The organism is Qipengyuania sp. MTN3-11, assembly GCF_042851825.1.
Taxonomy (GTDB): domain Bacteria; phylum Pseudomonadota; class Alphaproteobacteria; order Sphingomonadales; family Sphingomonadaceae; genus Qipengyuania.
Genome location: NZ_BTGM01000001.1, coordinates 997603 through 1019933 on the forward strand (window position 1 = coordinate 997603; position 22331 = coordinate 1019933).

Sequence of the window (22331 nt, forward strand, 5' to 3'; positions counted from 1 at the left end):
TTGCGCGATTGATTGCACATGGCCCATGATTGAGTAATCCTGAAGTCCGCAAATCTTTCCGCCAGCGTCCGGAGCCCCGATGTCCGAAGACTTTTATCGCATCAAACGTCTGCCCCCCTACGTCATCGCCGAGGTCAACGCGATGCGGCACGCGGCGCGGCAGTCGGGGCGCGACATCATCGATCTCGGCATGGGCAATCCCGACCACCCTCCGCCGCAGCATGTGATCGACAAATTGTGCGAAGTGGCGGGAAAGCCGGGCGCTCACGGCTATTCGCAGTCGAAGGGCATTCCGGGCCTGCGCCGCGCTCAGGCGAATTACTACGGACGCCGCTTCAACGTCGATCTCGATCCCGAGCGCGAAGTGGTGGTGACGATGGGGTCCAAGGAGGGGCTGTCGTCGATGGCGACGGCGATCATCGCCCCCGGCGACGTGGTGCTCGCCCCGAGCCCTTCCTACCCGATCCACACCTTCGGCTTCATCATCGCCGGGGCGACGATCCGCTCCGTGCCCACCACGCCCGACGATCGCTATTGGAAGGCGCTCGACAACGCGATGGCCTACACCGTCCCGCGCCCGACGGTGCTGGTGGTGAACTATCCCAGCAACCCCACCGCCGAAACCGTGGACCTCGCCTTCTACGAGCGGCTGGTCGCCTGGGCGCGCGAGAACAAGGTCTGGGTCCTTTCCGACCTCGCCTATTCGGAGCTCTATTACGACGGCAAACCGACCCGATCCATTCTGGAGGTCCCGGGTGCCAAGGAGGTGGCGGTCGAGTTCACCTCCATGTCCAAGACCTATTCGATGGCAGGTTGGCGGATGGGCTTCGCGGTCGGCAACCCGGTGCTGATCGGCGCTCTGACGCGGGTGAAGAGCTATCTCGACTACGGGGCGTTCACGCCGATCCAGGCGGCGGCCTGCGCCGCGCTCAACGGGCCGCAGGATATCGTGGAGGAGAACCGCGCCCGCTACCAGCGCCGCCGCGACGTGATGGTCGAGGCTTTCGGCCGGGCCGGCTGGGACATCCCCGTTCCCCCGGCGAGCATGTTCGCCTGGGCGCCGCTTCCGCCCGGCTTCCACAATGTCGGCAGTCTTGAATTTTCCAAGCAGCTGCTCGAACATGCCGGCGTCGCGGTGGCGGCGGGCGTCGGCTATGGCGAGGAGGGCGAGGGCTTCGTCCGCATCGCCATGGTCGAGAACGAACAGCGCATCCGCCAGGCTGCCCGCAACGTGAAGCGCTTCCTCGGCAACGCCCGCGGCTGACGGGCCCCATCTGCCATGGCGCGGCCGGGCGCAGACCCGCTGGACAGCGGCGCGTGCATCGGCGACGATGCCGGCGCTCCCGTGCCGAAGGATTGTAAAAGCCATGCAATGGAATGACCGCGTGACCCTGGACCTCGCCGAGAACGGGGTCGCCCACGTCCGCCTTACCCGTCCGGACAAGATGAACGCCCTCGACCCGGAGATGTTCGCCGCGATCATCGACGCCGGGGATGCAGTGCGCGAAATGAAGGGGCTGCGCGCGGTGGTGCTGTCGGGCGAGGGGCGGGCCTTTTGTGCCGGGCTCGATCTGTCGAACTTCTCGGCCCCGCCATCGCCGGACCGCAAGCCGATCACCGAGCGCACCCACGGCAACGCCAACCTCTTCCAGGAGGTCGCGATGACCTGGCGCAAGTGCCCGGTGCCCGTGATCGCCGCGGTTCACGGCGTGTGCTTCGGCGGCGGGCTGCAGATCGCCAGCGGTGCCGACATCCGCGTGGTCCATCCGGCAACGCGGATGGCGATCATGGAGATGAAATGGGGGCTGGTGCCCGACATGGGCGGCTACGCCCTGTGGCGCGGCCTGGTGCGCGACGACGTGCTGCGCGAACTCGTCTACACCAATCGGGAATTCACCGGGGAGGAAGCGCTCGAATACGGGCTCGCCACCGTCGTCGATCCCGATCCGCTGGCGCGTGCCGAAGCGATCGCTGCGGACATCGCCGACCGCAACCCCGATGCCATACGCGGGGCCAAGCGACTCGCCGAAGCCATGCTGTCGCCGGACACCGATGCCATACTGATGACCGAGAGCGAAGAGCAGGCGAAGGTCATGCGCACGCCCAACCAGATCGAGGCGGTCATGGCCGGGATGGAGAAGCGCAAGCCGCGCTTTTCGGACGGCTGATCAGCCGAACACCGCCACGCTCTGCATTCCGTCGAGCACCTGGCGCCCGTTCGACGACCACAATCGCAACCGCTCGCTCGAATAGCCGGCATCGGCGTGCTGGCTGGCGTTTTCGGCAAGCCACCAGCCATCCTCGCTGTGCGGCCGGGTGTCGAGCAGGTTGAACGACCAGTTGATCGAGCTGATCGGGCCAGGGCGTCGCATTGCCCGCATCGCGCCGGGCGGCAGGACGTCGCCCATCAGGACCAGCCGCGAGACCGCATCGATCCCCTCGTCGCCGCGCAGCCGCACCCACCTCCGCACCACCGGATCGCCCGCGCCGCGCTGCTCCTGCGCCCGGCGCAGGTCGAAATGGTTGCGGATGAATTCCGGACCCTTGTCGGCCATCACTTCCTCGGCCTCGGCCGGTGGTTCCGGCCAGTTGGCGGGCGAGGGCGCGGGATGGATGGCATTGGCATCGCGCGCCGCGGCGAAGAGCCAATGCGCTGTCAGCGCGCAACCGCCCTCGCACCAGATCTCGCTGCGCAGCTGGGTGACGTTGCGGCCCTGCCTCAGGATCTCGCTGCGTAGCTCGACGTCGGGGCCGACCGGGGCGACGAAGCCGATCTGCGCGGCCCGCAGCGGCGGGAGGTCGGGAAAGGCGCGGATCGCCGCCGTATAGGCGATCAGCGCGGACGCGCCGCCATAGAGCGTGCGGCCCTGGCCCCACTTCTCGACATCGGGCAGGTGGGTCGGGCCGCCCTCGGGGCGCACGGGTTCGATCAGCTCGGCAACGCTCATTTCGCGTGCCTTGCGCAAACCGGGCGCGCCGTCCAGACTGACGTAACGGAAGGGCGTGCCAAGTCTCCCTTTTGAGCGATTGCCTTGCCGCGGCAGACTCGCTAGAGCGCCGCCTCCCGGCCGAGGCGAAAGTTTCTGACGGGCGAGGCCCGATGGCGGAGTGGTTACGCAGAGGACTGCAAATCCTTGCACGCCGGTTCGATTCCGGCTCGGGCCTCCACTTCCCGCATGCCGGGATGTGCCGCTTTAGCTCAGTTGGTAGAGCACATCATTCGTAATGATGGGGTCAGGTGTTCGAGTCACCTAAGCGGCACCATTTTTCCCTCACCCTACGGTCAGCTCGGTATCCACGCCGGCTGCGATCGCCGCCACTTTACCACGCCTGCCGTCTCGAGCAGGACGGGGTGATCGTGGATCGTCAGGAAGCGCTTTTCTATCTCGATGAGCCCCTCTTTGCGGAAATCTCGCACCAGCTTGTTGAGGTGGACCGCGCTCGCTCCGATGAGGTCGCCCATGTCCTTCTGGGTCAGCGGCATGAAGAAGCTCAACGGCTCCTCGACCGATAGTTGCGAATTGCGCTCGTGCAGGCGCACGAAGAGCGCCGCCAGCCGGGTCCGTGCCGGCGCCTTGCCCATCAGCGCGATCCGCTCCATCGCCAGCGACCGTTCCTCCTGGGAAACCAGGAACATCAGGAAAGCGAGCCGCGGAGCAACGCAGAACAGCTCCGCCAGCTTGTCGACCGGAATGTCGCACAGGACGACGTCGCTCAGCGCGACCAGCGTGTCGATCGGCTGCTCGATGGCCAGCGTCGGCAGTCCGAGGACATCGCCGGGCAGGCTGACGGCGGTCAATTGCCGCGATCCGTTGGCGAGCGTGATCGCGCTCGCCGCCCAGCCCTGGATGAGCAGATGAAGCCTCGCCGGCGCATCGTCCTCCGCGCGGATTTCCTCGCCCCGGGCAAGCTGGCGCACAGGTCCGCCCATCGCTGCCAGCTGGTGGATGTCATCGTCGAGAAGATCGCCGAATCCGGTAAGCCGCGATACCACCTGCTCACGGGGATCGAGCTCCCCGCTAGGAGCCTTCGTACCTTCCTTGGTCACGGAACTACCTCCTGCCGACCATGATCGGCTGAAGGTCCGGATGCGCTGCCGAACCGATGTGCGGTATCACGGTCAACGTCCGTTCCGGATCGGGCATCTGGGTTGACCGGGGCAGGGCATCGGCACCGCAATAGGCCTTTCCAGCGGTCAATTCCAGTTCGCCCCTGTCGCGCACGAACAGCAGGCTTCGCTCGCATCGCACCGAATGTTCGCCTTCGAGGTGGTGCAGCACTTCGGTGACGCTGGCGCGCCGGACCGCGAGATGCGTGGCGAGGACATCGTGGGTTATCCGGATGAAATTCCCGTCGGTGCGATCGTGGAGCATCAGCAGCCAGGCGCAGACCCGCTGCTTGAGGCTCGCGCGGCCGCAAGCGCGGATCATGCGCCCCATCTGCAGCGTGTGGGACTGGAGGAAACCCAGCACGCTCAGGAAAAGGGTGGGGCTTGCAAGACATGCAGCCTTCAGTTCGCCGATCGGAACGGTCAGCGCCGTCCCGCCTTCGAGCAGCACCGTGGCCTCGTGCTCCTGGTTGCCCGGTCCGAGCAGGGCCGACCAGCCGATCATTCCCTCACGTCCCACCAGAGCCACCCCGGTCCGGAACGATCGCAGACTGAGGCAAGCGACCATGGTCTGGGGGAAATAGACCAGCGAATCTGTATCGGTGAGCGCCAGCCTCTGTCCGCCCTTGCAGACGATCGGGCTCAGCAGGGGCCTCAGTCGGCTCGCGTCTTCGGAGTGAAGGGAATCGAGCAGCCCATTGGCGAAACCCGTTCCATCGTGCTCTTCGGCGTCTCTGGTCATCGCGTCCCCTGCCGTCGAATTTGGAGGTGGACGGCCCACCCTTCGATCGGTCGATTTCGCAAGGGGTTACCAGCCTTCGGCAAGACCGGGATTCAACCTGTTTAGTTTCCGTCGCTTGAGGCCGAAATTTTTGTACGAGCGCGTACCATGCGGTGCCCCCGGCGGGCCCGCCACTAGTCTCGGCCCGGAACACCGAAACCTTCCGGGGAGACAATCAATGGCCGACAGTAACGATGTGATCGAGGCTCTGGAGGCGCGCGAGGAGCGGCGGGTTCGGCGACGCGATCTGTTCAGGGGCTTTACCGCGGCATCGACGGCGGCCGGCGGTTTCGTGCTCGCCAATCAGGCCGGACCGGTTGCGGCGCAGGCAGTGAGCGATGCGGACATCCTCAACTTCGCGCTCAACCTCGAATATCTTGAGGCGCAGTTCTACGTCCAGGCGGTGACCGGCGCCGGGTTGGCGGAAAACCTGCTGGGCGGAACCGGCAACCGGGGTCAGGCCACCGGCGGGCGCCGGGTCAACTTTACCGACAATGCGGTCGCCCAATACGCCCGCGAGATTGCGGCGGACGAGCGCGCGCATGTCGCCTTCCTGCGCGGCGCGCTGGGCTCGGCGGCGGTCGCGCAACCGACGATCGACATCGGTACCGCACCCAACGGCGCGTTTTCCTCGGCGGCGCGGGCGGCCGGTCTGATCGGACCCGGGCAGAGCTTCGATCCCTACGCCAGCGACGAGAATTTCCTCCTCGCCGCCTACATTTTCGAGGATGTCGGGGTGACGGCTTACAAGGGGGCCTCGCCGCTCATCAGCAACAAGACCTTCCTCGAGGCGGCGGCCGGCATTCTGGCGGTCGAAGGCTATCATGCCAGCCTGGTCCGCACGACGCTCTATGCCAAGGGACTGCAGACCCCCTCGCTGATCGATGCGAGCGAGGCGATCTCGAACGCTCGCGACAGCCTCGACGGTTCGACCGACCTCGACCAGGGTCTCGCGCCCAGTCGCCAGAGCGGCGGCGTCGCCAGCAACATCGCCCCGCTCGACCAGAACGGCATCGCCTTCAGCCGCTCGGCCGGACAGGTGCTCAACATCGTCTACCTCAACAACATGGCGGTCACCGGCGGCGGGTTCTTCCCCAACGGTGTCAACGGCACCCTGCGCATGAGCGCGGCCAACTGAACCAGGAACAAGGGATAAGATCATGAACCAGCACGATATCATCCTCCAGGTCCTGCAGGCCCGCGAGGGGCGGCGCACAGACCGCCGGAAATTCATCAAGATCGCCAGCCAAGGAACCGCCGTGGTCGGCGGGGCGGCGCTGCTCGGCGGCTGTTTCGACGATGACGACGACGATGTCCAACCGACACCGACACCTTCGCCGACGCCCACCCCCACGCCGCCGCCGGCCGGGATCACCGATGCCGATGTCCTGAACTTCGCGCTCAACCTCGAATACCTAGAAGCGCAATTCTACGCCTTCGCCGCGACCGGGGCGGGGCTTCCCAGCAATCTGCTCGACGGCAGGGGGCAGCAGGGCGCCGTCACGGGCGGCCGGCAGGTCGCCTTCCAGGATCCGCTGGTCGCGCAATACGCCCGCGAGATCGCCGCCGACGAGCGGGCGCATGTCGCCTTTCTGCGGCAGGCCATCGGCGCAACGGCAGTGGCACAGCCGGCCATCGACATTTCGGCCAGTGCCAGCGGCGCCTTCTCGGCAGCAGCGCGCGCAGCCGGTCTCGTTGCCGCGGGGCAAAGTTTCGACCCCTATGCCAGCGACGAGAATTTCCTCCTCGGCGCCTATATCTTCGAAGATGTCGGGGTGACGGCCTACAAGGGAGCCTCGCCGTTGATCACCAACAAGACCTTCCTGGAGGCAGCGGCCGGCATCCTGGCGGCGGAAGCCTACCACGCCGGCCTGGTCCGCACGGTGCTGTTCCGCAAGGGCATCCAGACCCCGGCGCTGGTCGATGCCAGCGAAGCGATTTCCAACGCCCGCGACAGTCTCGACGGTGCCTCCGATCTCGACCAGGGCGTCCGCAGCCGCGACACGCCCTTCGGTGCCGGAAGCAATATCGTGCCGACGGACGCAAACGCCATCGCTTTCAGCCGAACCACTGGACAGGTGCTCAACATTGCCTACCTCAATGCCATGGCAACCGATCGCGGGGGGTTCTTCCCCAACGGCGTGAACGGCGACATTCGCCTCAGCGCCGGTTGATCCGGGGCGAAGGAAAAGGGTTCGAACATGTCGCATTCCCACGGCAACTGCTTCAAGATCACCTGCTACAAGACGGGCAGCTATGCGGTGATGCACCTGATGGTGGCGATTACCGTCGCCTACCTGCTGACGCGAGACTGGCGGGCGGCGCTGGCGATCGGCCTGATCGAGCCGCTCGTTCAGACAGTGGCCTTCTACTTTCACGATCGGGCGTGGTCGAAGCACGAGAACACCCAGGGCACCTCGGCGGCGAATTCGGTCGAGTTGCGACGGTCGGCCTGATCGGGAGGGACATTGGCCGAATGTCCCCATTGCAAGTGCCGGTTGGGGAACGGCGGACCGTGCGCGAACACCCGAATGTTCGCGGCCGCTAGCGCGTGCTGAGGGCGGGCCCGACTTTTCCGGCGGCGAGCCGGTGATCATCCGAACCCGTGATCGCGCGTTTCGCCGCTCGCGGCAATCGCCCCTTTCGCCCGGCGGCGCGAAGGTCTATGCCCGCTCCTATCCCCGGGGAGCCAGCTTGCGGCTGAGAGGGGCGGGGTAAGCGCCGCCCGACCCGTCGAACCTGAACCGATTAGCATCGGCGGAGGGAGTGGGCGGACGGCATCCGAAACCCCGCTCGCACTCCGCCAAAGGAGAGCGCAGCATGGCCGACATCAATTCCAAGTTCGACATCGGAGTGACCACCGGTCCGATCCGCGGCTCGAAGAAGATCCATGTCGGAGAGCGCCGGGTGGCGATGCGCGAAATCGCGCTGGAGGGCGGTGAAGAACCCGTGCGGGTCTACGACACCTCCGGCCCCTACACCGACCCCGCAGCGCAGATCGACATCCTTGCCGGGCTGCCTCAACTGCGCCGCCAGTGGCAGCTCGAGCGCGGCGACGTCGAGGAATATGCCGCGCGCGAAGTGCGGCCCGAAGACAACGGCCAGCTCGGCCCGGACCGCAGCGGCGGCGTGCCCGCCTTCCCCAATGTCGCGAAGACGGTCCTGCGCGCGAAGCCCGGCGCGAACCTCAGCCAGATGCACTACGCCCGGCGCGGGATCGTCACCCCCGAGATGGAATATGTCGCCGAGCGCGAGAACCTTGGCCGCGAATTCGTGCGCCGCGAACTGGACGGCCAGTCATGGGGCGCGGAGATCCCCGAATACGTCACCCCCGAATTCGTCCGCGACGAATTGGCGCGGGGGCGGGCGATCATCCCCTCCAACGTCAACCACCCGGAAGCCGAGCCGATGGCGATCGGGCGCAACTTCCTCGTCAAGATCAACGCCAATATCGGCAATTCCGCCGTGGCATCGGACGTCGCCAACGAGGTCGATAAGATGGTCTGGTCGATCCGCTGGGGCGCTGACACGGTGATGGACCTCAGCACCGGGCGCAACATCCACGACACCCGCGAATGGATCATCCGCAACAGCCCCGTCCCCATCGGCACCGTGCCGATCTACCAGGCGCTGGAGAAGGTCGGCGGCGTGGCCGAGGACCTCACATGGGAAATCTTCCGCGACACGCTGATCGAACAGGCCGAACAGGGCGTCGACTATTTCACCATCCACGCCGGCGTGCGCCTGCCCTACGTGCCCATGACCGCGAAACGCGTCACCGGCATCGTCAGCCGCGGCGGCTCGATCATGGCGAAATGGTGCCTCGCGCATCACAAGGAGAGCTTCCTCTACGAACGCTTCGACGAGATCACCGAGATCATGAAGGCCTACGACATCGCCTATTCGCTGGGCGACGGCCTGCGCCCCGGCTCCATCGCCGACGCCAACGACGAGGCACAGTTCGCCGAGCTCTACACGCTGGGCGAGCTGACGAAGCGCGCCTGGGCCGAGGACGTGCAGGTGATGATCGAAGGCCCGGGCCACGTGCCGATGCACAAGATCAAGGAAAACATGGACAAGCAGTTGGAGGCCTGCGGCGAGGCTCCTTTTTACACGCTCGGCCCGCTCGTGACCGACATCGCGCCCGGCTACGACCACATCACCAGCGGCATCGGCGCGGCGCAGATCGGCTGGTACGGCACGGCGATGCTCTGCTACGTCACGCCCAAGGAACACCTCGGCCTGCCCGACCGCGACGACGTGAAGGTGGGCGTGGTCACCTACAAGCTCGCCGCCCACGCCGCCGACCTCGCCAAGGGCCACCCGGCCGCCAAGGTCCGCGACGACGCGCTGAGCAAAGCCCGCTTCGAATTCCGCTGGCGCGACCAGTTCAATCTCTCGCTCGACCCCGACACCGCCGAGCAATACCACGACCAGACCCTCCCGGCGGAAGGCGCCAAGACCGCGCATTTCTGCTCGATGTGCGGGCCCAAGTTCTGCTCGATGAAGATCACGCAGGAAGTGCGGGATTTCGCGGCGAAGCAGAACTCGGACAGCTATCTGGCGAGCGAGAACATCAAGCGGGAGACCTCGGCGAAAGAGGCCCAGGAAGCGCGCGAGGGGATGGAGGAAATGAGCAAGGTGTACCGGGAGAGGGGGGAGAGGCTTTATGTGCCAGACGATAGTTGATCTGGATGTTTTGCTCGCTTAACCTTTCGAAGAAGGTGCTGTGCAAATACTACACATTCCAGCGCCTCCTCAGGCTCCGAGATCCAGTCGAAATCATGAGTGGTAGGGTTCCGAATACCAAGCATCGCGCCTGAAAAGAGTCTATGATAGCCCTTTTGATGATCTTTTTCAGTACGATTTGAGCGAGCGGTCCACGCCAACTTTGGCGCGCTTGGGCTGAAAACCTGATCCATCAGCGACGTACCGGAAAGCTCCTTTTCTCCTATCGCGCTTTGCACAACGTGATCCACGGCCTTGAAGGCTTCCGCGACTGCGAGATTGTAATGGCCGCTGTCGAAGAGGTCGCGACTAACGTTCCTGATTTCATCGTCTTCGATCAAGCGATCGAAGAGCAAGTCAAGTTCGAGCGTTTCGCCATCGGGCGATGGAAGCGCCAATATAGTTGGCGCGGGTAGGGCGAGAGTTGTCCGGCTTAGCCCAAGCTCAATAAGATGTTCTTGGAAGCCCCGGATGCGATCAAGAAGCTTCATTTCCCAGATATTTCCTCATCGAAGAAAAGATCATTTCAATCTGTTCGCTCGAAGCATCGGCGCTAATGTGAATTTGCACATTCACATTGAGGTCAGGCATTTTGGACGAGTGCTGTGGCGTCGAACGCTTTTGAGCATCTTTCTTGCTCTCGCGTGGTGGTGACTTCGCAGCCGGCTTACCATCTGCTGCGTCTTTCGCCTTCGGCGCCGAACGAACCTTGACCTCTCCCGGACGATCATTGGCAATCATGATGTAAGTGCCGGCCTTGTTTTTAGCAGTGCCGCTTCCCAAGCCGTCATTTTGAAACCATCGTTCGACAATTGACCGGTCCGCGCCGCCGAGAGGGGCAATGCTTGTCAATCCACTAGGATAAGCTTCGTCCAAAATCCTTTCGACAGCCTCTTCGTACTGATCATCGAGGCGCCACTTTTTTCCCAGATCAGATGGAGACCCGTCCTCGTCAAGAATCCCAATCCGCTCGAGCTCTTTAAGATATTGTCGAGCTGCAACCGGCTGAACGTTCAGGGTTACGGCCAGATTGTTCTCGTCGAATTTCATGTTGGGTGACTTGTTGATCATATCACGGACGCCCCACCACACTCGCCCGGGAATCTGCGGATAGCCTTTATTTTCAGCCATTCTAGCCTCATATGAAAGTTGCAGTGCCAGTGATTCGATTCACTAGCATCAAGTGCGCTAGGAACACAAGAGGAACAGAGTTGTCCTACGGTCGAGGGGTTGGCTAAAGAGTTGATAAAACTTTCGAGTGCCGGGGCCAGAGCGACAACTCCAACAGATTGCCGCACTGGCCAGAAGGCGTTATAACACCCGTATGAACAAACCGCTCAAGATCACCAAGATCGGCAATTCCGCCGGGATCGTCCTGCCCAAGGATGTGCTCGCCCGCCTGCGGGTGGGGCCGGGGGATGCGTTGTATATCACCGAAGCGCCCGATGGCGTGCGGCTCACCGCGACCGATCCCGATTTCGCCGAAGACATGGAACTGGCCGAGGAAATTATGCGCGAGGATCGCAATATCCTACGTGCGCTGGCCAAGTAGGTGCCGGAGAAGCCATCCGACCGCACCGAACCGCGCTGGGTGGGCGAAGCAACCGCGCTGGCGCTGCATGACCGGCAGTTGGCCGAACACGGCGGGCCTTCGGGAATTCGCGACGCGGGAATATTCGAATCCGCGCTGGCGCGCGCCGTCAATCAGTGGTCCTATGGCGAAGACGATCTGTGCGCGCTTGCCGCAGCCTATGCCTTCGGTCTCGCCCGCAACCACCCCTTCACCGATGGCAACAAGCGTACCGCCTGGGTGACCGCGCGCCTGTTCCTGCGCAAGAATGGTCTTGCCCTCTCCTACGACGAAATAGACGCGATCCGCACGGTCGAGAAGCTCGCCGCTGGCGAACTCTCGGAAGACGAACTCGCCGAGTGGTTTCGCCAGCATCTTGCCGAAAAATCTTAACTCCGCCCCATCCCCACCAGCACCCGGTCCAGCGACTGCAGGAAGCGCGAGCGGTCCGCCTTACCGAACGGCGGCGGGCCGCCTCCAACTCCGTCCATCCCGGCGCGCAGGTCCGCCATGATCGCGCGGGTGGCAACGGCGCTGCCGATGCTCGCGGCGTCGAATGCGCCGCCGTCATGCTTCAGCACGGTCGCGCCCGCCTTGAGGCAGCGGTCGGCGAGCGGGATGTCGGCGGTGATCACCACGCTGCGCGGGCCCGCATTCTCCGCGATCCAGTCGTCCGCCGCGTCCAAGCTGCCCGAAACCACCACGCGCTGTACCCGTTCGCTCACCGGCACGCGGAAGGGGCTGTTGCTGACAACGCGGACGTGGGCGCCGTAACGCTCGGCCACGCGGTAGATCTCCTCCTTCACCGGGCAGGCGTCGGCGTCGACGAGAATGGTGACTGGTTCGATCATCGGGAATGCTCTAGGCGATCCGCGCCGACGGCGCATCAGCCGAGCATCCCGCTGCTACCCATCGTGGAGTTCCGCATTTGACCGCACCCGACACCGCCGCCTGGACCCGTCTTGCCCGTGACAGCTGGGCGCTGTCCTTCGAGGCGGCCTCGGTCGTCTGGCTGCGCAGCCTCCGGATCATGGCGGGCGGGGCGCTCGCCGAGCGCGAGGTGGAGCGGATGGTGCAGGAAAAGCTGGCGGCGAACATGATGCTCTGGCCCGCGCTGATGATGGGCGGACTGCTCCAGTCGCCCGAGCAGATCGGCGCGCGCGCGATCCGCCATTACCGCAAGCCGGTCCGCGCCAACCGGCGGCGGCTGTCGCGATAGGGTTTTCGCGATTGGGTTTTTGCGATTGGGGGGGCGCTCCGGCTCCGGATGCGGCGAAAGCGCTTTCCTACTCGGGCGGGTTGTGGCCTGTTCGCCGGATGCGCTCTCGAGCCGCCAAAACCCGCACGAACGCGCCGTTTCAGGCCTCTTCCGCCGGGCCCCGATTTCTTCGCCTGGACCGTGTAACACCCGGTCCATGTCCAACACGCGCGGGCACGCAAAAGGGGAGCGACGGACGCGCCGCCGCTCCCCTTCGAAAAGCCGCTACCGAAGCGGCTTACATGGCGGGCGCGGGCATCTCCGCATCGGGAAGGGCGGCCAGTTCTGCCGGGGTCATGGCTGTCTGGACATCGATGTCGTCCAGATCGTCACCGTCGTCGGGACGCGCGGTGAGGCCCGTCATCGGTACTTCGACCCAGCGGTCGGGATCGGTGTCGTCGAGTTCGACCACCAGCCCGGTCACCGCGCCGCTGGCATCGCGGCGGACCAGTTCGACATCGCCGAGGTCGTTGCCGGTCGCATCGACCAGGTCGGCATCGAGCAATTGCGCCTCGGTCATGCCCAACGCGGCCTCGGCGGTGCCGGAAGCCATCGCGCTCTGCTCGGCCTGCATTTCCATCGCATCCTCGGCGCGGTCGTCCTGGACCTCGGCCTGGGATTCGCAGGCCGCCAGCGCGGTGACGGCGGCGGCGAGAAGGACGAATTTCGTTTGTATCATTTGTTAACTCCTGTTGCTCCGAAACCAATGGAGGGGCGATCTCGAGGTTCCCGTTGGCGCGGAAACGGTGCCTCGGACACATTCTCGCCTTTATCGGAACATCGGTGCCCCGCGGCGGTTGGGTTGGCAGAAGGTGCCACACGCCAACCCCCGGACTAGGCCGGGGAACGGCGCGCCTTCGTGAATCTCTCTCCAATCAAGGAACCGACCCATGAACAGATACGCAATCGCGCTCGCCTCGGCCGCCTCGCTGGCCATTGCCGCCTGTGCGCAGGAACCGGCAACCGACGATGCCATGACCGAGGACACGGCGATGGCCGACCAGATGGCCAACGACACCGCCGAGGGCGAGACCATCGCCGATGTCGCCATGGCCGATGCCAATCTCTCGACGCTGGCCGCCGCGGTGCAGTCGGCGCAGTTGGGCGAGACGCTGTCGGGCGAAGGTCCCTTCACCGTGTTCGCGCCGACCAACGCCGCCTTCGACAAGATCCCCCAGGCCACCCGCGACGAGCTGATGAGCGAAGCGGGCCGCGAGGATCTGACCGGCATCCTCACCTATCACGTGGTCCCCGGCGAAACCAACGCCGCCGCGCTGACCGAGGCGATCGCCGCCGCGGGTGACGAAGGTTACGAGCTGACCACCGTGAACGGCGCGGTGCTGACCGCGACGATGGATGGCGACAACGTCGTCCTCACCGATGCGGCGGGGAACACCGCGATCGTGACCGCGACGGACACCGAGGCTTCCAACGGCGTGATCCACACGATCGACACCGTTCTGATGCCGGCGTAAGCGGCCACTCGATACCTACAGAAGCGAAGGGCGGCCCGGACCATCGGGCCGCCCTTTCGTCATGCGGTTGCGGATCAGGGTGTTGGATCGGCGGGGGTTATCGCCTGCACGGTTTGGGCCTCGGCCACCGGCTGCGCCGGAGGGAGAGTGCCGAGATGCTCTTGCGATGCCGGCGTCGCCGGGGCGGTCGGCGTTACGCGATCCGCCGCGGCCACCTGCATCGTGCCGACCGGCGCCGCGCTCTCCGCGCCGCGATGCACCCGCACTGGCGGCGCGGCATCGTTCGGCCTGCCGGAGGCATAACCCGGTTCGGGTTCCCACCGGGCAAGATCGTCGAGCTCGGCCAGGGAATACTGATCGGGAAAGTCATCCTCGGCGGGGATGTATTCCGGTTCGGACCAGTCCGCTCCGGACCGGTTGTTCCGCAACCGGCCCCGCAAGGCCAGTTCGGCGATCGGTACGGTGCCTTGGGGTGTGACCAGGGGATAATGATCGGGCTGCCGCGGACGCGGTTCGTAGAACGCGGACGAGATCGCCCCATCCTCGCGGCCGAAGGACTCGCTGCCGCCGATACCTTTCGCAACCATCGGACTGGCTCCGATCGACATGCCTGCCGTCGCCCCGCCGATGGCGACGAGCCCAAGCGCGAGCGCCATGCGAGGCGAGAAGAGGGTACGAGCGATGGCGTGCCTAAGACCGTCCATGCCGCGAGAACGCTTTTGCCGAACCTGGTGTTCCCCCGCGGTGACTTCCCCCTTCGCACCGGACCGTCTACGGAAGGAAGGCGATGCGATCATCTCTCCTTCTCCTCGTTTGCACGGTCCTGTCGGCGTGCACGGCTGGAACCGCGCCCGACGCACGCCAGACCGAAGCCTTTTCTGCGATCGGCGCCGGGGAAACGGTCCGCTTCGTCGGTACGGAACCCTTCTGGGGCGGAGAGGTGACCGGCACCCGCCTGACCTATTCGACGCCCGAGAACGGCGACGGCACCACCTTTGCCGTCGAACGCTTCGCGGGAAACAACGGGTTGTCGTTCAGCGGGGAGCTGGAAGGGCAATCCTTCGATCTCATGATCACGCCCGGTAACTGCTCCGACGGGATGAGCGACCGGACCTTTCCCTTCGTCGCCTCGCTCAAGCTCGGCGACCAAGGCACGCTCAGCGGCTGCGCCTGGACCGAGGCGAGGCCATACCAAGGATCAGAAACCCCATGACGGACGCCACGTACACCGTGCCGCGCTTTTGGCGCATCTTCCTCTGGATCGCGGCACTCTACAATTTCGCGGCAGGGTTCGCCGGCATGTTTGCGCCCGGCGTGGGTGTCGACGGCATGATCACATCGCTGCTGATCGCGTGCTTCGGGTTGGTCTATGCGCTTATCGCCAGTGATCCGCTGCGATTTGCGCCGATCCTGTGGGCGGGCGTTGCCGGAAAACTGGGCGTCGTCCTGCTGTTGGGTCCGTCGAACTGGGGGAACGGTGGCGACATGGCGATCGGTATCGTGGTTGCGGGCGATCTGCTGTTCGCCCTCGGCTTTATCGCCTTCCTGCTTACCGTGGGCCGGAAGCCCTACTGACGCCTTGGGTGACGCCGGCCCGTTCGAGTTCGGGGCCGAGCCGCCGCGTGAGCCAGAGCCACCACATCTTGAAGTCCGCCACCAAGCTCCAGAGTGGATAGGTGAAGGTCGCGGGCCGGTTCTTCTCCACGCGGAAGTGCGCGATCCAGGCGAAGAAGTAACCGGCGGCCGGCATCGCGATCAAGAGCCACCAGGTTCCGGTCATGAGTGCCGTGAGAGCGAGGATCACCACCAGGCTCGTGCCGACGTAGTGAAGCGCGCGTGTTCCCGGCAGGGAATGCTCGCGGAGATAGAACAGCCAGAACGCGGCGAAAGTGGAATACGCTCGGCTCATGACGCCATTGTTCCTTGTTTCGAGGCCGCGATCAATCTCAGGGTCCGGGCCGCATCAGAACAGTCCGGGAATGTTGACCTGCGCTGCATTCGGACGATCCGGCTGGAGCAGAAGCTTGCGGCTGCCGACCGACTGTAGGCCGCGGGTCTGTGCCCGGCTGATCGGCACGCAACTCCCCCCTCGCAGGAACTGGAGCGCCGCGGCGATCGATTCCTCGCGGACGTCGCCGAGCGGCGTCAAGAAACCGTCCTCGGCAGCGCAAGTGTTCGGCACCACACTGGCAAGCCCAGTGAAATATTCGCCATTCCCTTCGCGATTGACTGTCTTGAAAGTCACTGCGCGAAGGCGATCGTCGCAGGCCGAACGATCGAAGGCGAACTGGCCCACCGGTTTTCCGAACGTGTTCGCGCCGACCAGGGCCATGTTGTTACCGAGATAGGGAATCATGGAATTGGTCACCAGCTCGCTCGCCGATGCGGTGCCGCCGCCACCGATCACCGCGAGCTTGGTGGCCTGCACCGCCTGGGGCTGCGCCATGACGAATTCGGTCGAATTCTCTGCCGATTTGGAGGGGCGCAGGACAGTGCGGCTGAAGATCTCGCCCACGTTGTCGCGCAGCATCAGATCGCCCAGCACTTCGGCCACCGAGACCAGGCCGCCACCATTGTAGCGCAGATCGAGAATGATCTGGCTGATGCCGGCGCTGCGGAACTGCTGGAATGCGGCACGCAACTGCTGTTCGGCATCGGCCACGATGAAGGTGCGCAGGTTGATGTAACCGACGCTGGTGCCGTTGTTGGTAAAGGTTCTGACGCCGTACCGGTCCGAAATCGGATCGAGCGAAAACTCCGTCTTCGTGATGGTGGCGCTGCGTTCGACGCCCCCGACATCGCGGAACCTGAGGGTGCGGGTCACCCCGGGATCGGTGGGGCCGAGAGCATCGACGACGGCCTGCGGGCCCCCGCTGGCCATGAGGACGGCAACCGAAGCGCCGTTGATCGACAGCAATTCGGTGCCGCGGTCAATCCCGGCGGGGAAGGCCGGTGCGCTCTCGAAGGCTTCGAGGACGACGACCCGGTTGTTGACCGTGTCATAGCCAAGCCGAATGCCGAAACCGGCACTCGAGCCGCTGTTGATGAGCTCGTTCTCTTCCTCGATCGAAGTGATGTAGGTGAAGAACCGATCCTTCGATTGGGCCCGGGCGGGCGCGACCAGAGCATCGAGATAATCCTGCACGGTGCCGAAGGATGCAGGATTGACGCTCGTGTCGAGAAGGTCGGGGAAGAGATACCATTCGTTGAGCACTTCGAGAGCAAACTGCTGGCGCGCCGCGAGCGAGCAGGTCGACACCGGCGTCGGCGTGGGCGCGGGTCCCGGCGTGGGGGTGGAAGTCGGCGTCGGGGTCACCGAGGTCGGTTGATCGCCGCTTCCTCCACCGCCGCATGCGGCAAGGGAAAGGGCGACGATGGAAGAGATGGCGGTGCGACCGAAGGACATTCGACTTTGCTCCAGTTTCGGTTAGCCGCGCCCTAGGGGCCGGGCCGAGGATGTGGGCGAGCACACATCCTAACGCCGGCTTGTTGCGGGCGCCATACCATCGGTTAATACGTTTACGGATGGGCGACCGGGGAAAACCGTGCAAATCTCGCTGGGCCCACTTGGCTTTGTGAGTCGCGCAAGCGCAGGGATATAGGATGATTTTGGAGATTCACGCGTGAGTGCATCGCTGCCGGACTGGGTGTCGAAAGCATTGGGAGGACAGCCGACGGGTCGTGTGCCGGTGCTGGCCGAACTGGCGAGCGAGCGCGAGTTCGGGCGGGGCGGATTTTCGCTGTCCAGCGCCGCTTTTGTCGATGGCGGGGAGCTCGATCCGTCTTTCACGGCCTGCGAGGAATTCGCGGTTGCGCCGCCGCTGGAATGGACCGCACCGCCCCCGGGATCGCAGGAGTTGGTGCTGGTGGTCGAGGATCTCGACGCGCCCGGCGACAAGCCCGTGCTGCATTGGCTGGTCTGGGGGCTGGCGCCGCAAAAGGGCGCACTGCTCGAGGGCGAAAGCCCGCCGCGGACCGGAAAGAACGGCCAGGGCAATTCGGAATGGCTGTTGCCCGACCCGCCGCTGGGCGAAGAGCACCGCTACGCGTTCCAGCTCTTCGCCGTGGAACTCCCGCTAACCTTGATGCCGGGTGCGGACTACGACGAGGTCGCGAAGAACCTGCGCGGTCATGTCACCGCCGCGGCGATGGTCACCGCCCGTTTCGAAGGTCACGAGGTCGAGGAATGGGACGCCGGCGACTGGGACGCCGCAGCGGAGGACTGAACGAACTTTCCGATTTCCGGACGCGCGGTGCGTCCGGCGACATGGCAGGCCTGATAAGAAAGGAACTATTATGGCTGGCAAGAACAACGCCCTGCAAAAGCCGGTGAATCTCTCGCCGGAACTGGAAAACGTGGTCGGCAAGGGTCCGATGACCCGCGCCCAGGTCACGTCCAAAGTGTGGGATCACATCAAGGCCAACGACCTTCAGGATTCCAAGGACCGGCGGATGATCAATCCCGACGACAAGCTGGGCGCGGTGATCGGCAAGGAACAGATTTCCATGTTCAAGATGACCGGTGCCGTTTCCAAGCACATGAGCTGATTCTTACCGCCGGCGGCGGAACGGCCAATCCGTGACGCCGCCGGCCCACAGCGCCAGCCAGACGATGACCGGCTGCGCGAACATTCGCGGGATATGATAGGCGAGGCCGAGACCTCCGTCCGCGGTCGCCATGTCGATCGCGAAATGATTGATGTTGGCGGGGAACACGCAGACGGCGTAGATCGCCAGCCCGATCGCCCCGGCATGTCGAAGCGATTTTGACCAGGGTTGCGCCAGCGCGATTGCGCCGACGATTTCGGCGATGCCCGTCCACAGCACTACGGCTCCCGGAGCCGGCACCCAGCCAGGCATGATCTCCATGAACGGGCGCGGCGCTGCGATGTGGAGGCAACCGGCGATCGCATAGAGCGCAGCGAGAACCAGGTTGAGGCCGGTCCGGATCATGTTTCGCTGATGCAGATACGGTAGGGGCCCCGACGTCTCGTCAGCCGTTCGCCTTTCCAGCTGATCGCAATCGCGCCATCCGCCAGCAATCCATCGGTGGCGCGGTGAACCCCGGCCATCTCGCCGCGCCAGTCGCCGCCGTCCGCCAGCGCGCGTGCGACTTCGCTGGGGCAGATGGACTTTCCCACGTCGCGCTGCGCCAGAAGCTTCAGGATGGCGTCGCGCGCATTGTCTTGCTTCGCCATGGTCAAATCGTCGCTCTCCGCTATGATGCCCGCGACCATAGGAAGGGGAAGTCGCCGATGAAAGCCGCCGTCGCCATATTCGCTGTTTCGGTTCTGGCGGTGCCGCCCGCTTTTGCGCAGTCGCCGGAAGCCGTCGCGGAAGCTGCTCTGGACGCCGCGCCGGTGTGGGATGGACACAACGATGTTCCCTGGCAGCTGCGCGGACGCTTCGACAACCGCATCGGCGATTTCGACTTCCGGGACACGCGCAATACCGCCGACGGAGATCGTGCGGCGATGCATACGGACCTCGCCCGACTGCGTCAGGGCAAGGTCGGGGCGCAGTTCTGGTCGGTTTATGTCAGCGCCGGATTGCCCGAACCGCAGGCGGTGCAGGCCACGCTCGAACAGATCGACGTGACCAAGCGGCTGATCGCCCGCTATCCCGATGCGCTGCAGCTCGCGCTGACTACCGAGGATGTCGAGCAGGCCGTCGCCGCCGGGCGAATCGCGTCTCTGATGGGCATGGAGGGCGGCCATTCGATCGGCTCTAGCCTCGCGGTGCTCCGCCAGATGTACGATCTCGGCGCGCGCTACATGACGCTGACCCACGGTACCACGCTGAGCTGGGCCGACAGCGCCACCGACGCGCCCAAGCACGACGGGCTCAACGCCTTCGGCATGGATGTGGTGCGCGAGATGAACCGGATCGGCATGCTGGTCGACCTCAGCCATGTCAGCGAGGCGGCGATGCACGATGCGCTCGACGCGGCGCGGGCCCCGGTGATCTTCAGCCACTCGGGCGCACGCGCGATCAACGGCCATCCGCGCAACGTCCCCGACAGTGTGCTGGAAAGGCTGCCGGAAAATGGCGGGCTGGTGATGGTGGTTGCCTACACGGCGTTCGTTACCGAGGCGCTGCGCGACCACGCCGCATTGCGCGCTGCGGAAGCGGCACGGCTGGGCTCACTCTTTCCTGGGTCCCCAGACGAGGTGACGGCGGGGCTCGACGCCTGGGATGCGAACAACCCCGCACCCCCGTCTACCATCGGAGATATGGCCGATCACATCGATCACATCCGCAAGGTTGCGGGAATCGATCACATCGGCATCGGGGGCGATTACGACGGCATGCCGAGCGGGCCCGTGGGAATGGAGGACACGTCCGGCTATCCCGCGTTGTTCGCGGAACTGGCACGGCGTGGATACTCCCAGGCCGACCTGGAGAAGATCAGCTATCGCAACATGTTGCGTGCAATGAAGCAGGCGGAAGCATTCGCCGGCAGTCAAAAAGGCATGGCTCCGATCGAATATCCCGTAGGGGCACCCCGCGACGGCGAATGACCCCCACTATCGATCGAAACCGTCAGTCGCCCTCGACATGGTCCGGGAGGCCGTCGCGATCGGTCGAGGCGTAATCCTCGAGCTCGCTTTCCGACATGCTGTCGTACATCTGCTTGGACGCTCCCTGGAGGTCGGAGACCTTGGTCTCGCCGCGCTTGGCGGAAAGCGCCGCTCCCGCGGCCTTCTGCTGCGCCTTGGATTTGGCCGGCATCAGTTCGCCGCCTTCAGTTCGGAGCCGTGCTTCAGCACCTTGTCGCCATCATCCTGCTTGATCAGATAGGCCGGATTGTCCTCGGTCCCGTCCTTGGTGATCTCGCTGCCCTTCAGGGTCCGGGTCACCTCGCGCTCGAACCGTTCCTCGATCTGTCCGCGGCCCTCGCCATTGCCCCAGTTCCATTTGACATGCTGATTGGTCTGGAAGCTGTTGGAATTGCTCATCGGCCGCTCTCCTCGATTGTTTCGAGGAAACAATGAGCAAGGCCGTGGATGAGTTCCGGTCGCGCTCGCCGAGCGGGGGATAAAGCCCGCGGTCAGTTCTCGACCGTGTCCAGCGGAGTCTCGGCATCGGGGCCCTCGTCCCCGGCGACATCGCCCATCTCGCCTTCGGTCTCGTCGCCATCGATCCCGACGAGCGAATCCGTGTCGTCGCCGGCGGTCTCGTCCTCGGCCGACTGGATGCTGCCGGAAACGGTTGCTTCCTCCTCGACATCGCCCTGCGAAGCGGCGCCGAAGATCCAGATCGCCGAAAGCAGCAAGATCGCCAGAATGGTGCCGAAGATCAGGACCCAGCGGACCACGCCTTCCTTCGAGCCGCCGCTGGCCTCGGTTTCGCTGACATGGACTTCCTCGCCATCGGTGTGCATCGTCGTGCTCCTGATCCCAATCGTTGTGCCGGACTTACCTGTGGGTGCCGGCAATGTTCCCTAACGCGGCCCGCGTCAATCGCGCAGAAGGTCGTTGATCCCGGTCTTTTCGCGCGTCTGCGCGTCCACGGTCTTGACGATCACCGCGCAGGCAAGGCCCGGCCCGCCATCCTTGCCCGGCAGCGAGCCCGGCACCACCACCGAATAGGGCGGGATATGGCCGCGGATGACTTCGCCGGTGTCGCGATAGACGATCTTGGTCGATTGCGTGATGAAGACACCCATCGCCACCACGCAGCCCTCGCCGACGATAACCCCTTCCACGATCTCGCTGCGTGCTCCGATGAAGCAATTGTCCCCGATGATCGTCGGATTGGCCTGCATCGGTTCGAGCACGCCGCCGATTCCCGCACCCGCCGAGATATGGCAGTTCTCGCCGATCTGGGCACAGCTCCCGATGCTGGCCCAGGTGTCGACCATGGTGCCCCTGCCGACATAGGCGCCGATGTTGACGAAGCTGGGCATCAGCACGCAGCCGGGCGCGATATAGGCGCCTTCGCGCGCGATCGCGCCGGGGACAACGCGGAAACCCGCCTCGCGGAACCGCGCTTCGTCCCAGCCGGCGAATTTGCTCGGGACCTTGTCGAACGCGGGATGGCCGGCGCTGCCGCCTTCCATGATCCGGTTGTCGTTGAGGCGGAAGCTCAGGAGGACGGCCTTCTTGAGCCACTGGTTCACCTTCCAGCCGCCCTTGCCATCGGGTTCAGCGACCCGGCCCTTGCCGCTGTCGAGCAATGCGAGGGCCGCCTCGACCGCGTCGCGAACGTCGCTGCTCTGCGGCGTCACCGCAGCCCTATCGTCCCAGGCGGCTTCGAGGCGGGTTTCCAGATCGTCGCTCATTTCAACTCCTGATTTGGGAATGCCAGTCCCGTTAGGCGTCGGGTAGGACGGCGGCAAGACGCCGGGCCGATGCAAGCCCCTTGCTGCGTTAAGCCTTTGGCCATCGTCCCGGCTTATGAACGCAGGT

The 22331-nt window shown here is 64.8% G+C and carries 31 protein-coding genes, 2 tRNA genes and 1 riboswitch; of the genes, 17 read left to right on the forward strand and 16 right to left on the reverse strand.

Annotated features, from left to right (window positions below; translation table 11 throughout):
* Positions 1-79 precede the first annotated feature (79 nt).
* Together ACGHN1_RS04720 and ACGHN1_RS04725 are read left to right on the forward strand one after the other, a co-directional pair.
* Positions 80-1264, forward strand: a complete 1185-nt coding sequence (locus ACGHN1_RS04720; RefSeq protein ID WP_390548792.1) for an LL-diaminopimelate aminotransferase — start codon at positions 80-82, stop codon at positions 1262-1264.
* A 103-nt stretch (positions 1265-1367) separates the two neighbouring features.
* Positions 1368-2168 (forward strand): crotonase/enoyl-CoA hydratase family protein, encoded by an 801-nt coding sequence (locus ACGHN1_RS04725; protein ID WP_390548794.1) that lies wholly within the window; start codon positions 1368-1370, stop codon positions 2166-2168.
* Here ACGHN1_RS04725 and ACGHN1_RS04730 read toward each other — a convergent pair whose 3' ends face one another.
* Positions 2169-2948 (reverse strand): acyl-CoA thioesterase, encoded by a 780-nt coding sequence (locus tag ACGHN1_RS04730; RefSeq protein ID WP_390548796.1) that lies wholly within the window; start codon positions 2946-2948, stop codon positions 2169-2171. It abuts the gene before it with no gap.
* Between the two features lie 146 nt (positions 2949-3094).
* Between ACGHN1_RS04730 and ACGHN1_RS04735 the strand changes: the two genes are divergently transcribed.
* Positions 3095-3168 (forward strand) — tRNA-Cys (locus ACGHN1_RS04735).
* Between the two features lie 20 nt (positions 3169-3188).
* Positions 3189-3264 (forward strand) — tRNA-Thr (locus tag ACGHN1_RS04740).
* Between the two features lie 19 nt (positions 3265-3283).
* Here ACGHN1_RS04740 and ACGHN1_RS04745 read toward each other — a convergent pair.
* Positions 3284-4048, reverse strand: a complete 765-nt coding sequence (locus ACGHN1_RS04745) for a Crp/Fnr family transcriptional regulator (RefSeq protein WP_390548798.1) — start codon at positions 4046-4048, stop codon at positions 3284-3286.
* A gap of 4 nt (positions 4049-4052) precedes the next feature.
* A complete protein-coding gene (locus tag ACGHN1_RS04750) occupies positions 4053-4850 on the reverse strand; it encodes a Crp/Fnr family transcriptional regulator (RefSeq protein ID WP_390548800.1) in 798 nt (265 codons plus the stop codon).
* A gap of 217 nt (positions 4851-5067) precedes the next feature.
* Here ACGHN1_RS04750 and ACGHN1_RS04755 point away from each other — a divergent pair, with 217 nt between their 5' ends.
* The 4 genes from ACGHN1_RS04755 (at position 5068) to thiC (ending at position 9578) form a co-directional block, all read left to right on the forward strand.
* On the forward strand, positions 5068-6027 hold the full coding sequence (locus tag ACGHN1_RS04755) for a ferritin-like domain-containing protein (protein ID WP_390548802.1): 960 nt from the start codon (positions 5068-5070) through the stop codon (positions 6025-6027).
* A 22-nt stretch (positions 6028-6049) separates the two neighbouring features.
* Entirely contained in the window at positions 6050-7063 is a 1014-nt protein-coding gene (locus tag ACGHN1_RS04760) for a ferritin-like domain-containing protein (RefSeq protein WP_390548804.1), read from the forward strand.
* Positions 7064-7090: 27 nt separating this feature from the next.
* Positions 7091-7345, forward strand: a complete 255-nt coding sequence (locus tag ACGHN1_RS04765; RefSeq protein WP_390548806.1) for a DUF2061 domain-containing protein — start codon at positions 7091-7093, stop codon at positions 7343-7345.
* 216 nt (positions 7346-7561) lie between these two features.
* A riboswitch (TPP riboswitch) is annotated at positions 7562-7673 on the forward strand.
* 36 nt (positions 7674-7709) lie between these two features.
* Positions 7710-9578: a phosphomethylpyrimidine synthase ThiC gene (thiC, locus tag ACGHN1_RS04770; protein ID WP_390548808.1), complete on the forward strand. Its 1869-nt coding sequence runs from the start codon at positions 7710-7712 to the stop codon at positions 9576-9578.
* Here thiC and ACGHN1_RS04775 read toward each other — a convergent pair.
* Positions 9557-10108 (reverse strand): TIGR02391 family protein, encoded by a 552-nt coding sequence (locus ACGHN1_RS04775; RefSeq protein ID WP_390548810.1) that lies wholly within the window; start codon positions 10106-10108, stop codon positions 9557-9559. The genes thiC and ACGHN1_RS04775 overlap by 22 nt on opposite strands.
* Positions 10095-10748, reverse strand: a complete 654-nt coding sequence (locus ACGHN1_RS04780; protein ID WP_390548812.1) for a hypothetical protein — start codon at positions 10746-10748, stop codon at positions 10095-10097. The genes ACGHN1_RS04775 and ACGHN1_RS04780 overlap by 14 nt, the downstream gene beginning before the upstream one ends.
* Positions 10749-10941: 193 nt before the next feature.
* Between ACGHN1_RS04780 and ACGHN1_RS04785 the strand changes: the two genes are divergently transcribed.
* A complete protein-coding gene (locus ACGHN1_RS04785) occupies positions 10942-11169 on the forward strand; it encodes an AbrB/MazE/SpoVT family DNA-binding domain-containing protein (protein ID WP_390548814.1) in 228 nt (75 codons plus the stop codon).
* Positions 11170-11580 (forward strand): type II toxin-antitoxin system death-on-curing family toxin, encoded by a 411-nt coding sequence (locus ACGHN1_RS04790; protein ID WP_390548816.1) that lies wholly within the window; start codon positions 11170-11172, stop codon positions 11578-11580.
* On the opposite strand, the gene ACGHN1_RS04795 is transcribed toward ACGHN1_RS04790, so the two are convergent.
* A complete protein-coding gene (locus ACGHN1_RS04795; protein WP_390548818.1) occupies positions 11577-12038 on the reverse strand; it encodes a YaiI/YqxD family protein in 462 nt (153 codons plus the stop codon). The genes ACGHN1_RS04790 and ACGHN1_RS04795 overlap by 4 nt on opposite strands.
* A 77-nt stretch (positions 12039-12115) precedes the next feature.
* Between ACGHN1_RS04795 and ACGHN1_RS04800 the strand changes: the two genes are divergently transcribed.
* The gene (locus ACGHN1_RS04800; RefSeq protein WP_390548820.1) at positions 12116-12406 is read left to right on the forward strand and encodes a hypothetical protein; all 291 of its coding nucleotides are present in this window, start codon (positions 12116-12118) and stop codon (positions 12404-12406) included.
* A 277-nt stretch (positions 12407-12683) separates the two neighbouring features.
* Here the strand turns inward: ACGHN1_RS04800 and ACGHN1_RS04805 are convergent, their stop codons facing one another.
* Positions 12684-13124 carry a PRC-barrel domain containing protein gene (locus ACGHN1_RS04805; RefSeq protein ID WP_390548822.1) on the reverse strand — a complete coding sequence of 147 codons (441 nt, stop codon included), beginning with the start codon at positions 13122-13124 and terminating at the stop codon, positions 12684-12686.
* 211 nt (positions 13125-13335) lie between these two features.
* Between ACGHN1_RS04805 and ACGHN1_RS04810 the strand changes: the two genes are divergently transcribed.
* Positions 13336-13920 carry a fasciclin domain-containing protein gene (locus ACGHN1_RS04810; RefSeq protein WP_390548824.1) on the forward strand — a complete coding sequence of 195 codons (585 nt, stop codon included), beginning with the start codon at positions 13336-13338 and terminating at the stop codon, positions 13918-13920.
* A 74-nt stretch (positions 13921-13994) separates the two neighbouring features.
* Here the strand turns inward: ACGHN1_RS04810 and ACGHN1_RS04815 are convergent, their stop codons facing one another.
* A complete protein-coding gene (locus ACGHN1_RS04815) occupies positions 13995-14576 on the reverse strand; it encodes a hypothetical protein (protein ID WP_390548826.1) in 582 nt (193 codons plus the stop codon).
* Between the two features lie 131 nt (positions 14577-14707).
* On the opposite strand from ACGHN1_RS04815, the gene ACGHN1_RS04820 reads away from it, so the two are divergent.
* Together ACGHN1_RS04820 and ACGHN1_RS04825 are read left to right on the forward strand one after the other, a co-directional pair.
* Positions 14708-15133 carry a COG3650 family protein gene (locus ACGHN1_RS04820; RefSeq protein ID WP_390548828.1) on the forward strand — a complete coding sequence of 142 codons (426 nt, stop codon included), beginning with the start codon at positions 14708-14710 and terminating at the stop codon, positions 15131-15133.
* The gene (locus tag ACGHN1_RS04825) at positions 15130-15495 is read left to right on the forward strand and encodes a hypothetical protein (RefSeq protein WP_390548830.1); all 366 of its coding nucleotides are present in this window, start codon (positions 15130-15132) and stop codon (positions 15493-15495) included. The genes ACGHN1_RS04820 and ACGHN1_RS04825 overlap by 4 nt, the downstream gene beginning before the upstream one ends.
* On the opposite strand, the gene ACGHN1_RS04830 is transcribed toward ACGHN1_RS04825, so the two are convergent.
* Both ACGHN1_RS04830 and ACGHN1_RS04835 read right to left on the reverse strand, forming a co-directional pair.
* A complete protein-coding gene (locus tag ACGHN1_RS04830) occupies positions 15470-15829 on the reverse strand; it encodes an Mpo1-like protein (protein WP_390548832.1) in 360 nt (119 codons plus the stop codon). The genes ACGHN1_RS04825 and ACGHN1_RS04830 overlap by 26 nt on opposite strands.
* Positions 15830-15883: 54 nt before the next feature.
* Positions 15884-17326, reverse strand: coding sequence for a S41 family peptidase (locus ACGHN1_RS04835; protein WP_390548834.1), 1443 nt, complete (start codon positions 17324-17326; stop codon positions 15884-15886).
* Positions 17327-17543: 217 nt separating this feature from the next.
* Between ACGHN1_RS04835 and ACGHN1_RS04840 the strand changes: the two genes are divergently transcribed.
* Together ACGHN1_RS04840 and ACGHN1_RS04845 are read left to right on the forward strand one after the other, a co-directional pair.
* A complete protein-coding gene (locus tag ACGHN1_RS04840) occupies positions 17544-18146 on the forward strand; it encodes a YbhB/YbcL family Raf kinase inhibitor-like protein (RefSeq protein ID WP_390548836.1) in 603 nt (200 codons plus the stop codon).
* Positions 18147-18216: 70 nt separating this feature from the next.
* Positions 18217-18468, forward strand: coding sequence for an SWIB/MDM2 domain-containing protein (locus ACGHN1_RS04845; protein WP_006833160.1), 252 nt, complete (start codon positions 18217-18219; stop codon positions 18466-18468).
* Between the two features lie 3 nt (positions 18469-18471).
* On the opposite strand, the gene ACGHN1_RS04850 is transcribed toward ACGHN1_RS04845, so the two are convergent.
* Together ACGHN1_RS04850 and ACGHN1_RS04855 are read right to left on the reverse strand one after the other, a co-directional pair.
* A complete protein-coding gene (locus ACGHN1_RS04850; protein WP_390548838.1) occupies positions 18472-18873 on the reverse strand; it encodes a DoxX family protein in 402 nt (133 codons plus the stop codon).
* Positions 18870-19157, reverse strand: a complete 288-nt coding sequence (locus ACGHN1_RS04855; RefSeq protein WP_390548840.1) for a DUF3253 domain-containing protein — start codon at positions 19155-19157, stop codon at positions 18870-18872. Before ACGHN1_RS04855 ends, ACGHN1_RS04850 begins: the two co-directional genes overlap by 4 nt.
* Positions 19158-19175: 18 nt before the next feature.
* On the opposite strand from ACGHN1_RS04855, the gene ACGHN1_RS04860 reads away from it, so the two are divergent.
* The gene (locus ACGHN1_RS04860; RefSeq protein ID WP_390548842.1) at positions 19176-20441 is read left to right on the forward strand and encodes a dipeptidase; all 1266 of its coding nucleotides are present in this window, start codon (positions 19176-19178) and stop codon (positions 20439-20441) included.
* A gap of 22 nt (positions 20442-20463) precedes the next feature.
* On the opposite strand, the gene ACGHN1_RS04865 is transcribed toward ACGHN1_RS04860, so the two are convergent.
* The 4 genes from ACGHN1_RS04865 to dapD all read right to left on the reverse strand — a co-directional run bounded on the left by ACGHN1_RS04865 (position 20464) and on the right by dapD (position 22204).
* Positions 20464-20652, reverse strand: coding sequence for a DUF3008 family protein (locus ACGHN1_RS04865; RefSeq protein WP_390548844.1), 189 nt, complete (start codon positions 20650-20652; stop codon positions 20464-20466).
* On the reverse strand, positions 20652-20879 hold the full coding sequence (locus ACGHN1_RS04870; RefSeq protein ID WP_390548845.1) for a DUF2945 domain-containing protein: 228 nt from the start codon (positions 20877-20879) through the stop codon (positions 20652-20654). The genes ACGHN1_RS04865 and ACGHN1_RS04870 overlap by 1 nt, the downstream gene beginning before the upstream one ends.
* 92 nt (positions 20880-20971) lie before the next feature.
* Positions 20972-21304 carry a hypothetical protein gene (locus tag ACGHN1_RS04875; protein WP_390548847.1) on the reverse strand — a complete coding sequence of 111 codons (333 nt, stop codon included), beginning with the start codon at positions 21302-21304 and terminating at the stop codon, positions 20972-20974.
* Positions 21305-21379: 75 nt separating this feature from the next.
* A complete protein-coding gene (gene dapD, locus ACGHN1_RS04880; protein ID WP_390548849.1) occupies positions 21380-22204 on the reverse strand; it encodes a 2,3,4,5-tetrahydropyridine-2,6-dicarboxylate N-succinyltransferase in 825 nt (274 codons plus the stop codon).
* Positions 22205-22331 lie beyond the last annotated feature (127 nt).